Origin of the sequence: Dyadobacter soli, assembly GCF_900101885.1 — a bacterium.
GTDB lineage: Bacteria > Bacteroidota > Bacteroidia > Cytophagales > Spirosomataceae > Dyadobacter > Dyadobacter soli.
This window is the reverse complement of the sequence record NZ_FNAN01000020.1, coordinates 22,775-34,612: the sequence shown is the minus strand read 5'-3', so window position 1 is coordinate 34,612 and position 11,838 is coordinate 22,775. Positions and strand designations below refer to the sequence as shown.

The following is an 11,838-nucleotide window of genomic DNA, read 5'->3' as shown; positions in this document are numbered from 1 at the left end:
TAGAATAAAGTCTTCTTTATTTGGCCAATTTAGGGAAAACCGACTTGCATTTCACCCCGTGAAGCGAATGTCTGCATTAGCTTACCTATTGATAATCGATATTTTATCGAACAGTTACAATGGAAGAGCAATAGGCACCAAGGCTTGGGCAGTGCTCATCACTGGCCGCACGTCGCAGATGTACATTATAAAATAAATCATCCAATCAGGTTTTCATCTAATCCGTTAAAAACGCCCCGGAATATTGCTTATTTACGTATCTCCACCTTAGATCAGGATCTCGAAAAGAACAAGGCCGAAATACTACACCTGCCAATGAGAAAAATTTAGGTCGGGTCGATGGTAACATTATCGATTTCATTAAACCTGGATAAACCTGCCATCATCAAAAATCGGATCCGACTACCATTTTAAAAGAATAAAACGAAAACGGGGCTCAGGAAACAAAATAAAATCCTGCGATCGTTCCACTTTCGAAGGGATCGCACTAACGAAAACCTGAACCGCGTCGATACTTCATTTACAGTCGATTCCGATATATTGTTTCTGCAATCGAATTATATATCTAAAAATCAACAAAGAATAATGAATAGTAATGAACATAAGTACAAAGGGTTGGCTCGCTAAAAGCAGCCGATCAAAATAAATACTAATAAATTATCAAAATTAAAATACTGTATAACAAAATCGTATTTTTTAATCACTTTTTAATATCAGTAGACAATTGAACTACACCCTATTAAAAGTCAAAAAAACGGCAGTGGTCGATAATTAATCGTCATTCATCGAAAAAAAAGTTTTCTTCGTCGATTATCCATTTTAAAAATATTCACTTAATAACTAGAATTGCAACCAGTTGTTTAAAACGAGTCTGGAACAGCAAATTTTCTGATTTCAAAGAATTGAAACAGAAGTATCGGAAACCGAAATTGAAGATTTTAAATGAAGATTGTCCAAAGTTATTGGTCGCTCCCCACGAAAAATAATGATAAACACGAAAACAATGAACGAACGACCGGTGGATGGCTCTCGGAAAGAACACACGCTATGAGCCTGGCTTTAAGCTGCTTAAAATGTAAACAGCTTTATCCGGAAATCGAGTTGTATACCGATGAGTCAGGACACGATTTTCTGGCAGATATCGACACCAACAGTATAGTGAGTGTGAATGCCGGAATTACTGGCGGGAATGACCTTGAATTTTTCAAGACTTTCGGATCAGCGGCTTTTTCAATGGTTAATCGAAATAAGGAAAAATTTCGCCATGTAAAACCCGGCAAAACCAATGTCATATTTGAACAGTTGTATTTCTATCTTCTAGCCCAATCGCGGGGCTTGCAAATCGGAACGCTGCTAGATAATGTCACTGAAAATTCAACCGATCTGGTAAAATTTTCAGTGACACCCATGACGAACAAGTACGTTCATGCGATTGGATATGCGAAACAAAACCCGGTTTCCTGCAACCATGTCGGCGTGGCATGCGTAGGCTACGGGATCTATCAGTACTATAACTGCTGATAACCCGGTAAGTTTCATATCCCGGCGCCGGGGCGCGAAACTGCCTGTTTCCAAGTTTCTAAATTAAAGCGTGTGATACCATATGCTGGAAGTAAAAAGCATTTCAAAATCTTACAAAAACAACAACCAGGTTCTGCAAGAGGTGAGTTTCATCGTACCTGCGAAAGAGGTGTGCTGCCTTTTAGAGAAGAACGGTGCCGGTAAAAGCACTATTATAAACATATGTGCCGGGATCATTAAACCGGACAAGGGCGGAATTCTCATCGACGGTCAGCCTCTCCGGAAGGAAATCTCTCTGAATGAGCAGCAAATTGGAGTAAATCAGTCACCACCGAAACCATCTCCTAGCTATGGTAAAGAGTTTCCGTCTGATCCGGTTTTTGTTGAAAATGAAAATCGCAAACAGCCTGAATGCCAATAAGTCCACAGCCGTGTTACTCGGCAATGGCTTTTTGATCCTGATGACGATCACCAATGTTTATGGCTTTGGAATGATCCTTAATTACCTCTCATCAGAAGGCAATAACGATGCGCTCCATTTGCTACGGCAATTCATTATCAGCACCATTTTTATAATTCCAATCGTCCTGATTTTTTTTCCGTCATTTAAAAGCAAAGGAAATCTGTTCCATTTCTACGACCCCGTAAGTCGGCCGGAGAAAGCGTTCATCGATATTGTTTTCAACCTGTTTTCGCGAACTTACCTGCTTCTAGCGGGAAGTATCCTGTTTTTGTACCTTATATCCGGTGGCTTCTCAAAAGAGTTTGTTGTATTGGCTTGTTTCGCACTAATTAATTCATGCATTTGCTGCCTGACGATCCAACAATTACTAAGTATTAAGGTTGCAACTTTAAAATGGGTCGCAAACGTTGCCAATGGCTGCAAAATTCAATTTTCGGAGTTAAAAAAAATCTCCGACCCGGCGATTTTACACGTATTGTCGGATGGGACTTTCCTGCACTACATTGTGTGGTACGGCGCGGTGAGGGACAATAGTCGCACGGACTATCAAAAACAAGCCCCGCTATATCTGATCGGCGATCCGGCCAGGGGCTTGCTGGCCATGTCGGAAGAGCAAATTTCAGCGATTTGGGAATCGCAGGTATGCCTCGTCCTGACGCCGAACGAAGGTTTCGTAAAGAGCGCCCACCGGGACCGGGAGAAGATAAAATGGTTCAAAAACTTGATTCACGAGGATATCGGGCTACTTGCCGCGGCCGCCGTTCTGGGATTGGTTATCGTATTATCCGGTTTGACAATGGCTATTTTCTCCCAAAACCTGATCGACCACATCATACCCTCTAAAAATCATAAAAAGCTCTTTTCCGGTCTGTTCCTGGTGACCTTTATCCTGTTAATACGGGTCGCCCTCGAAGCGCTGCGCTCCTACATTCTGCTAAAACAATCGCAAGGATTTAACAATCGTATCATCGCGGATTTCCAGAGAACATTACTCGGGTTGCCAAAACTATTCTTCGATTACCGAAATGAGGGAGACCTTATCGCGAGAATGAACGATACGGCGCGAATTCAGCAGGTCATCGGACAACTAGCGGGCCAGGTGCTGGCAGATACCCTGGTCGTTGTAATTTCGGGAGGGGCGTTGTTTTTTTATTCGTGGCAGGTGGCCGTTACGGTTCTGCTAAGCCTCCCTTTCTACTTTTTGCTGATTTATAGTTTCCATAGGTCCATCTCAGAGAAACAGCGACAAGTGATGTCCAATTACGCACTTACGGAAGGAAATTACATCAGCACGCTTCGAGGCATCGCCGTCATCAAATCGTTTGACCGGAAGTCTATTTTTGAGCACCAGAATAAACTGATATACGGAAACTATCAAGTCAGTATTTTCGAACTCGGGCTGGTAAGGCTTCGCCTAAGTGCTTATGCTTCCATGGCAGGAGTGTTGATTCTGATGACCGTATTGGCCTACATTAGTTATGACGTTTTCCTGGGAGAATTAAAAGCAGGTCAACTCATCGCAATTCTCGGCATTTGCTCTACCATGCTGCCATCAGTGGCAGGTCTGGCGCTACTGGCTATCCCGGTAAACGAGGCCAGAATCGCGATAGACCGCATGTTCGAGTTTGCGGATATCAAACCGGAAGGTACTCCTCGCCCGGAACCGACCACGGATTTGTCGCACCTCGAAACGATCGCTCTGAAAAATGTGTCCTTCCGGTTTGCTGGCCGGAAAATGCTGCTGCATAACATAAACATCAGCATTTCCAAAGGAGAAATCGTCGGGATTGTTGGCGCCAGCGGTTCCGGGAAAAGCTCCTTGATTCAGATACTGGAACGTTTTTACGCACCTGCCTCGGGGAAGATCGAAGTTAACGACACGCAAGATGCTGCCCTGATCCCCTTAACGCAATGGCGTAGAAACGTTGCCAGTGTCCCGCAAGACGTCCATCTTTTCAACGGAACTGTATTGGACAATATCGTTCTCGGACACCATGATGACCAGGAGCATATCGCTTCCTTCTTTGAGAATGTGCATTTTAAACCATTTCTTTCATCCTTGCCCCAGGGTATCCACACACTTGTCGGCAACGGAGGGATACAGGTATCCGGCGGCCAGAAACAGTGGATCGGGTTAATGAGGGCGGTATTTGCCAAACCTCAACTATTACTGCTCGACGAATCGACGGCGGCCATGGATATGAGCAGCGAAATATCCGTCATGGACCTTCTAAAAACGCTCCGGTGCGGTATGGCAATTGTCTACGTATCACATCGGCTGCATACGTTGCCGCAGCTTTGCGACAAAATATATGTTCTGGAACAAAATACGGTTGTTGCGTCAGGAACACATTACGATTTGCTTCTATCCGAAAATAGTTACAGTCGTTTTTGGGAAAACATGCAGCCCAGGTAACCTTTAATGGACCGTTAGTACGACTCCGAGCTAACGCGGCTTGCATTGAGTTTCTGCCTACACTTTGGATCGGGCACGAAAACGAGGACAGTGAGCTCAATGCTATGCCGGTTGACCTCAGGTGCCGATTTTTACCTTAATTTACAGATATGTTCTACCACACGTTGCACGGAAGTAGTCACGACAAGATATTTGTTGTTCGCCAATAAACCTCGCTCATTGACAAATCAGACGATTAAGGAACTGTCAAAAAAGAGCAAATGGAAATTTTGGCAGGTATAGTTGAAGTCTTCCCCCCTTTTCTGAGACGGACCTCGAACTGACTAAATGTGTCAGAAAACGTGCAGTATTTGCGACAAGTCAGATCCTAGTACGGATCAAAAGCTTACCCTCTGTTAACGGGTTTATAGGTATGTATTTGAGATACATCTTCGTACCATAATAATCATGAGGCCCAGAAATCACATTCACTTTCCCTTTGGGGAGTTTGATGGTATAATAACTATTCAGCGAGTCCCGGAAAGTTGAATCCACCGACCATTGAATCTTCGCGGAATCACTTAGCTCTCCTTCAATCAAAAACCGGACGAGAACACCTCGTTCGCCATTGTCAATGACAAAGTGGTCCACTTCGCTCACCTCTTTAACCACATGGTGCCATTCTGGCGTTTCGAACAAGTCACAACCACTTAGGCTCATACTAAGCGCAATAATGAACAAAATCCGTTTCATCGTCTATTTTAATTGATCCTTACTATCCTTTCCACCCTTCTCGCTTACCGTTCTGACCGTGCCTTGTGAAAACACATACAGGGTTTTAATTTCCACGTCTTTAACTGGGATCGGTATACCTCCTACACGGCCGTTTGAAGTTACGGGGGCATGGGTGAAATGAACATACAGGCTATCTTCATTGCTTTCTCCCAGGTACCACTCGCTGAAATCTGCCAGATATATATTACGTATAACCCTGCCACGGACGTTTTAAAAGGTTATTTCTGAAAAGTAATCTCGATCGCAAGATCGCCTGAAATTGACTTTTTATATGGCTGATATTTTATAAACAACGACTCACCCGAGAGGCCTGATATACTCATGAGAGGCGGATTTGCACTTGGGAGTAAAAATGTAGCCCCATGCTTCGAAAAAGCTGTATCAGACGCAATTTTGACGAATGCAGTATCAGATAGCGTTTCCACGAAAGATACTCTGACTGTGGTTGCTAGCTTCTCATTAAAAACTGCGATCAAAGTATCTTTATTTAGGTTTGCAACTTTCACTTGGTGGGTGATGATGGGATCAGCCTCCCGGAAGTTGTCACATGACAATAGTCCGATTGCAAAGCAGCCCGATAAGCGTAATGCGCCCGTGCCCCGATATCAGGCCATTAGTCATCCCCCACGAATACAAAGCCGGAACGCTATTGACAACATCTGACTTTGAGGTAAACGCATTGCAGACTGTTCACCCGCCGGTTGACGAAAGTTATGCATTACGGTTCCGTCTTGGCGAGAAGGTGGTTGTGTTTTCTGGGGATACGGCCTATTTTCCCCCTCTGGCCAAATTTGCTTCCAGAGCTGATTTTCTGGTCCATGAAGTAATGAATGGCCCTGCCGTCGAAGAGATGGTGAAAAGACGCCCGAATGCTGTCCGGTTAAAAGCCAGTATTTTATCGCATCATACCCTAGCCGAAGATGTCGGCAAAATTGCGTCGGCCGCCAAGGTGAAAACATTGATTCTAACACATTTTGTACCGCCAGACGATAAATCGCTGACAGATGAGGTGTGGACGAAAGCCGTCCACACCAGCTATTCTGGAAAGATTATCGTGGGTAAAGATTTGTTACAAATAGCGTTATAGCTTCAAATATGAGCAATTGGTCCCGCTTTTAAGGACTATTCGAAAGTTCCCAGGATGCCACAAGTTGACGCCACAACCCCACACCTAAATTTGATAGGGGGTGCTTAGTGGTTCACCTATCAACTGGTTTTCAGCATTTGAATGGATGCTGTCACATTTTCTCAAGGTTATATGAGACCGCGACTGAAGACACCAAGAAACCGATTCTTAATTTTTGATAATATGCAACATCTGCTTTTAGAATTGCATCTAGTGAAAATAAAGGGTTAACCTGATTTCATCGTAACGACCTACCAATGAAGTACTGGAATGTCTTATTAGCATTTGCACTGCTTATCCTGGTTTTTTTTCCAACACATGCACAGTCGAAAACTGACCGTATCGATCAGCTCATGCGGGCCTTCCATAATTTGGGCCAATTTTCGGGTACGGTACTAGTAGCTGAGAGTGGCCAGGTAATTTATCGCAACAGCTTTGGGATGGCCAACCTGTCGTGGCAGGTGCAGAATTCTCTCGACACAAAATTTATGCTGGCCTCTGTTAGCAAACAGTTTACCGCCATGCTGATCTTACAGCAGGTCAGCCGCGGTAAATTGCGGCTCAACGGGACAATAGCGGACTATTTGCCTAACTATCCCGCTGCAATTGGCCGCCGGATAACGCTCCATCAACTCCTAAATCATACATCTGGCATTTCAGATGTCACCAATCTTCCCGACTTCGACACCCGGTACGCCCACCGCCGCCTCACCTCCGATGAGTTGCTGGCCATTTTTCAAAACCTGCCCCTGGAATTCGAACCTGGTAGTAAATTTGGATATTCCAACTCAGGTTACTCGGTATTGGCAGCCATTCTGGAAGCTGTCACCGGGAAATCCTATGCGCAACTCCTCTCTGAACAGATAACTGGCCCCTTGGGTATGGCACAAACGGGTTACGTTCCCAACGAGCAGGTAATTTCGCGCTTAGCCACGGGATATCGCTGGGCGCCGCTTGACGGCTATATTCAGGCCGCCTATTTCGACAATTCGCTCTCGCTGGGTGCGGGAGGAATCTATTCCTCTATTGACGACCTCTACCGATGGGACCGCGCCCTCTACGGCCAACAATTATTGCCAGACTCTCTGAAACGCGGCATGTTTACTGCCTACCTTAATAATTATGGCTATGGATTTAATGTCCGCAAGTGGGAACATCCACGTACCCATGATACGCTCACCTTTGTCGAGCATGGCGGGGCAAACGCTGGCTTCAACACATTAATTTCCCGCTCAATAGACGATCAAAACCTGATTATTCTATTAACCAACACTAATGAAGCTAAACTGGGCTTCGTCCGGAACCGACTTCGCAGCATCCTGTATGAATTGCCTTACGATTTGCCCGAACCCGACCTGAAGGATCTGGTCGCGGCAGACTTGAAAGGTAAGGGATTAGCCGCAGCCAAAGTCAAATATGCAGCATTGAAAAAGGAGCGGCTGGCTGAGTATGGTGAACAGGAATTTATCTATCAGTTCAGCCAGTTAGGTTACAGCCTGCTTCTGTCGGGCCACCCCGCAGAAGCTCTCGCGATCTACCAGCTGAACGTGGATTCTTTCCCTTCTTCTTCAAAGGCTTTTGACGACCTGGCTGAGGCCTACCTGTTACAGGGTAAAACAGAGCTTGCCCGCCGTTACTACAACCGTGCATATGAGTTGGATACAAACAATGTTCGGGCCAAGCAGATGGCAGAGAAAATATCGACCCAATAAGTTGCAAATCCAAACCGGTCTCGAAGATCGGAGGTTATTTAAGGCAGATTATCAGTTAAATCTAGTTCACTCTGGTTTTCTAAGACTATTTCGTCAATTTGCCGCCAGCCGCCAGTTGTGCCATTCTGGGGTTTCAAACAAGTCACAGACACTTAGGCTCGCACTTAGCGCAATAATGAACAAAATCCGTTTCATCGTCTATTTTAATTGCTACTTACTATTCTTTCCACCCTTCTCGCGTACCGTGTTGACCGTACCTTGTGAAAACACATACAAGGTTTTAATTTCCACGTCTTTAACTGGGATCGGTATACCCCCTACATGGCCGTTTGAAGTTACAGGGGCATGTGTGAAATGAACATATAGGCTATCTTCATTGCTTTTCCCCAGGTACCATTCCTTGAAATCTTCCAGGTATAAATTCCGTATAACCTGGCCGTTATAGGCACCAAAGTCCATTTCTGATTTGGGCCAATAGCCCCGCTCCTTACGATAGTCAAACATTGACTTACTAAACGCATATGGCGGCGCCACCTTATTTTTCCGCTTTTCCCCGCCGATAGTAGGGCCAGCCATTCCAAATTGGTTAATGCATGAGAACAAGGCAGTTGATGCCAGTAAAGTTGTAAGTAGCGCGTTAAAAAATCTAAGCATAAATATGACAATGGTCGAAGCTTAAGTGCCAACAACGTCGCTTTAATTCTTCGAATAAGTATAAAACCCTTCAAAACTCAAATCTTCGTCCAGATCCGGCCAGTGGATCCCAAACGGGGAAAGTTCGAACCGCTCGCGCTCTGCCTGGGTAGCATTCGAAAGCCTAGAAAGCCACTCCAGCGGCATACTTTGCTCTTCACCTGATGCTGTCCGGATAAAGATGCGCTCGTTTAGAAATCAAATAGGTTGTATGTTAATCCCCATGCTATCGAGCTCCGATCCGGATTCGATACTTTCCCATACATTCTCCGGATTGACTTGGATCAGCTTCCCTTTTCCTTTACTGGATCTGGCTTCTTTGACCTTCTTCTCAAAAAAAAGGCTGTAAGAACTCTTTTTGTATTTGTCTGAGTCATTTATCATCCAAAATCCATAGATGTTTGGCCGAACGAGCGATCAGCAAAATTGGCGAATGTCCCTGTAAAGAACTGTAAGTATACCACTTACATCCTAAGGCTCTTTAACCCAATGCTGTTTTGCATTACAATCGGTGCCGGAATAGATTATATGCATTTCCTGCCCGCTACCACTGAATATAATTCTGACTACGATAGCCTCGCTTTTACGCCATCCGACTGGGGTTAAAATATAACCCGTACCCAAAAATTGGGTGTGATCAGCTTTTATATCCGAAAATAATGTGTCCCCAGTTTTAAATTCAGAGGGATTTGGAGGAACCGAGACAATTCTGGCGCTCGTACCTTTAATTTCGATTATACTGCCAATGAGTGAATCACACCCAGGTTCTATGTTGTCCTTGTATAGCCATTTCCCAGATATAGGCAACTGCACTTCAACTGGATCAGCATCTTCTGAGCAACCGAAATGTAGAAGCGCGATGAGCAGGAAAAAAGCGGAAATAAGTGTTTTCATAATACAGTTATTCTCAAAATCTATTGGGATGCATATCCTGCCTGATTGGCTCGTCTACCACCGGGGCAAATGTAGCTATAAACACTTTTCCACAATTATAAAAGTCCCGTCTCCTTGCACAAATCGAAGAACTTGGCCAAAATCCCCTGCGAGGGCTTGTTCTATGTTTTCTCATTTAAAATGAGTTATCTAAACGGGGCCTCCGGCATATTCCCGCTTCTGTCCTGTTTTCACATTCGCCTGATAAAAAGAAAGGGGTTGGATTTTTTAAATATTGATGGTCAATGTCTTTCTCGCTTCATTCTTGTGACCAATCAATAACATTTATACGAATAAATTCTACTATATGAAATAAATTAATTCTTAGTTAATAAGAAGTGTTTATATTGTGAAGGTTTCATTTATTCTCACCTCAATTAACAAAACTATGCTAAAAATTTTAAGGCCTTTGCCGATTGCGGCCTTCTTTTTGGGATTACTATTTACAGGTTGCCAGAATGAACTGCCCTTGACTCAAAAAACGGATGACACTCCACTTGACGTTGTTAATAGCCCATTGAGGGAACTCCAACTAAAGGTCATGGTTGAAGTTTTGTCATTAGCCAAAGAACCTCAATTCAGACAGTTTGTATTAGAAGAATGCTTAAAACAGAAGCATGGCGATTATAATGTTTACATTATAGATATTATCTCAAACTATAAAGACCAAGAAAAATATAAAGCCTCTATGCAACGGCTCCAGACACTGGTCAAGCAAATAAAACCGCTAGTTCACAACAATGAACCGCTCATTTTCTATCCGCGAGCTGAAACAATAGAAGAGAATATGGTTGAGAACCCTACGGCAAGAGTATCAGACGTAGTAACATCAGAACCTCTCGCCGTACTTCAAGCAGACGCAATTACTGCTGGGGCAGATGCTGGCGGCCGAACTTCATCTGGGTACCTCCCTGATACTCCACCGCTTGCATTAAATGGATATATGGTTCAATCTCCGCATAGCGGTGTTTGGTTTTTTGTTCAAAAGGTGGACGAGGACTATGCTTGGGAAAATGACGTTTTTGTAATTGGAACCGACGAAAATGTTGAACAGTACGGAGCTCGCACTAATGGTGGTGCAGAATATGCCGGTATCATTCAAGTAACTGACTTAAATGCAATTGAGCACTGGACGTCTGGAAAACTAGAGTTTAAGGTAATAATTCGCAACGCAAGCAACGTGGAGATTTCAAATCGAGATTTCGGAAAACTTAAACGGAAGAACTTCAGAAATCAGGTATGGCACGAAATTGGACACTCGGCCGGCAACTGGAATACTAGTAATTGGGGCAACTATACGATCGAGAACTGGTGGGAACGAGATGGTGGAGGGACATCCTCTACTACAGTTTCGGTCCCATCTTCCAATGGACTCCCTGCGATATCCTACACTGTTAACCATGGGGCTGATGACAATAACTTTGGACTTTCAATGGTTCAGTTTACTGATCCAGCAACTCAGGTATATCAAATAAGTTTCATGAATTTCAAAAGGAGATTTTAATCAATGTATATATTGTTGGGACCGGATCCTATTTCCAGTCCCGACAGTAAAATGACCATATGAGAAAAATACAAATAATTTTCGTTTGCCTATTCATTATAAATTCATCGTTTGCCCAAAGAATTCAATCGATTCCTAATCAATTTTTTAGTAGTTATATTGGACTGGCAAAACTTGGTACAGGAGACAGATATGGCTTGATGATAGGTATGGAATATGAAAGAATATTTAACCAAAGGTTTTTATGGTCAACCGAATTGGCCACTACTATACATGATGGTGCTGACATTTTGAAAGTAAAACCGGACAATTTACCAGAACAGGATTTGTCGTATAGATACACTATTGCAGCCGTACAGGTTGTAGGAAAAGTAGGATATTACTTTTTAAGAACAAACAAATTTGAAATAGGCGGTAAGGCTGGAGTAGTAGCGCGCTTCCAATCCTCGTCCTTAGCGGATGACAGGGAAGTTCTTTTTCCCGCACTTACAGGATATCCGTTGCCGTTAAGAATTAATCGAAACACAGAACCGCAACGGACAGTGTCAGCTGGAGGAACCTTACAAATATTTGCCAGACATAATTTTAAAAACAATTGGGTCATCGGTGCGACAACGGGCCTTCAATTGGACACTAATGGCGATGTTTTATTTCCACAATTTTTACTGTCAATTGGAAAACGCTTTTAATCTCCGT

At 43.7% G+C, this 11,838-nt stretch carries 12 protein-coding genes; 7 read left to right on the top strand and 5 right to left on the bottom strand.

All coding sequences use genetic code 11. The features are described from left to right. The first annotated feature begins 942 nt into the window (after nt 1-942). From BLQ88_RS28415 to BLQ88_RS28405, 3 genes are all read left to right on the top strand, one after another. A complete protein-coding gene (locus BLQ88_RS28415) occupies nt 943-1,521 on the top strand; it encodes a DUF6734 family protein (protein ID WP_090156407.1) in 579 nt (192 codons plus the stop codon). Nucleotides 1,522-1,603: 82 nt separating this feature from the next. Beyond that, nucleotides 1,604-1,942: an ATP-binding cassette domain-containing protein gene (locus BLQ88_RS28410; protein ID WP_090156406.1), complete on the top strand. Its 339-nt coding sequence runs from the start codon at nt 1,604-1,606 to the stop codon at nt 1,940-1,942. Further along, entirely contained in the window at nt 1,911-4,400 is a 2,490-nt protein-coding gene (locus BLQ88_RS28405) for a peptidase domain-containing ABC transporter (protein WP_176885136.1), read from the top strand. Before BLQ88_RS28410 ends, BLQ88_RS28405 begins: the two co-directional genes overlap by 32 nt. A gap of 360 nt (nt 4,401-4,760) precedes the next feature. Here the strand turns inward: BLQ88_RS28405 and BLQ88_RS28400 are convergent, their stop codons facing one another. Further along, the gene (locus tag BLQ88_RS28400) at nt 4,761-5,132 is read right to left on the bottom strand and encodes a hypothetical protein (protein WP_090156404.1); all 372 of its coding nucleotides are present in this window, start codon (nt 5,130-5,132) and stop codon (nt 4,761-4,763) included. A 691-nt stretch (nt 5,133-5,823) separates the two neighbouring features. Here BLQ88_RS28400 and BLQ88_RS28390 point away from each other — a divergent pair. Beyond that, entirely contained in the window at nt 5,824-6,261 is a 438-nt protein-coding gene (locus BLQ88_RS28390; RefSeq protein ID WP_143016951.1) for an MBL fold metallo-hydrolase, read from the top strand. Between the two features lie 296 nt (nt 6,262-6,557). Beyond that, the gene (locus BLQ88_RS28385) at nt 6,558-8,012 is read left to right on the top strand and encodes a serine hydrolase domain-containing protein (protein ID WP_090156401.1); all 1,455 of its coding nucleotides are present in this window, start codon (nt 6,558-6,560) and stop codon (nt 8,010-8,012) included. A 210-nt stretch (nt 8,013-8,222) separates the two neighbouring features. Here the strand turns inward: BLQ88_RS28385 and BLQ88_RS28380 are convergent, their stop codons facing one another. The 4 genes from BLQ88_RS28380 to BLQ88_RS28365 all read right to left on the bottom strand — a co-directional run bounded on the left by BLQ88_RS28380 (nt 8,223) and on the right by BLQ88_RS28365 (nt 9,599). Next, nucleotides 8,223-8,588 carry a hypothetical protein gene (locus BLQ88_RS28380; RefSeq protein ID WP_143016950.1) on the bottom strand — a complete coding sequence of 122 codons (366 nt, stop codon included), beginning with the start codon at nt 8,586-8,588 and terminating at the stop codon, nt 8,223-8,225. A 120-nt stretch (nt 8,589-8,708) separates the two neighbouring features. Beyond that, complete coding sequence (locus BLQ88_RS37620; RefSeq protein WP_374754781.1) at nt 8,709-8,888, bottom strand: DUF2442 domain-containing protein; 180 nt, start codon at nt 8,886-8,888, stop codon at nt 8,709-8,711. A 15-nt stretch (nt 8,889-8,903) separates the two neighbouring features. After that, nucleotides 8,904-9,089: a hypothetical protein gene (locus tag BLQ88_RS28370; protein WP_090156398.1), complete on the bottom strand. Its 186-nt coding sequence runs from the start codon at nt 9,087-9,089 to the stop codon at nt 8,904-8,906. 87 nt (nt 9,090-9,176) lie between these two features. Then, a complete protein-coding gene (locus BLQ88_RS28365; protein ID WP_090156397.1) occupies nt 9,177-9,599 on the bottom strand; it encodes a hypothetical protein in 423 nt (140 codons plus the stop codon). Between the two features lie 427 nt (nt 9,600-10,026). Between BLQ88_RS28365 and BLQ88_RS28360 the strand changes: the two genes are divergently transcribed. Continuing rightward, on the top strand, nt 10,027-11,142 hold the full coding sequence (locus BLQ88_RS28360; protein ID WP_090156396.1) for a hypothetical protein: 1,116 nt from the start codon (nt 10,027-10,029) through the stop codon (nt 11,140-11,142). 59 nt (nt 11,143-11,201) lie between these two features. Then, entirely contained in the window at nt 11,202-11,831 is a 630-nt protein-coding gene (locus tag BLQ88_RS28355) for a hypothetical protein (RefSeq protein ID WP_090156395.1), read from the top strand. Nucleotides 11,832-11,838: the final 7 nt, after the last annotated feature.

Bases quoted from the DNA above. Each gene is read 5' to 3' on its own strand.
- BLQ88_RS28400 (WP_090156404.1), bottom strand. From the start codon at position 5,132: ATGAAACGGATTTTGTTCATTATTGCGCTTAGTATGAGCCTAAGTGGT.
- BLQ88_RS28405 (WP_176885136.1), top strand. From the start codon at position 1,911: ATGAAAATCGCAAACAGCCTGAATGCCAATAAGTCCACAGCCGTGTTA.
- BLQ88_RS28355 (WP_090156395.1), top strand. From the start codon at position 11,202: ATGAGAAAAATACAAATAATTTTCGTTTGCCTATTCATTATAAATTCA.
- BLQ88_RS28385 (WP_090156401.1), top strand. From the start codon at position 6,558: ATGAAGTACTGGAATGTCTTATTAGCATTTGCACTGCTTATCCTGGTT.
- BLQ88_RS28370 (WP_090156398.1), bottom strand. From the start codon at position 9,089: ATGATAAATGACTCAGACAAATACAAAAAGAGTTCTTACAGCCTTTTT.
- BLQ88_RS28380 (WP_143016950.1), bottom strand. From the start codon at position 8,588: ATGGCTGGCCCTACTATCGGCGGGGAAAAGCGGAAAAATAAGGTGGCG.
- BLQ88_RS28365 (WP_090156397.1), bottom strand. From the start codon at position 9,599: ATGAAAACACTTATTTCCGCTTTTTTCCTGCTCATCGCGCTTCTACAT.
- BLQ88_RS28360 (WP_090156396.1), top strand. From the start codon at position 10,027: ATGCTAAAAATTTTAAGGCCTTTGCCGATTGCGGCCTTCTTTTTGGGA.
- BLQ88_RS28410 (WP_090156406.1), top strand. From the start codon at position 1,604: ATGCTGGAAGTAAAAAGCATTTCAAAATCTTACAAAAACAACAACCAG.
- BLQ88_RS28415 (WP_090156407.1), top strand. From the start codon at position 943: ATGAAGATTGTCCAAAGTTATTGGTCGCTCCCCACGAAAAATAATGAT.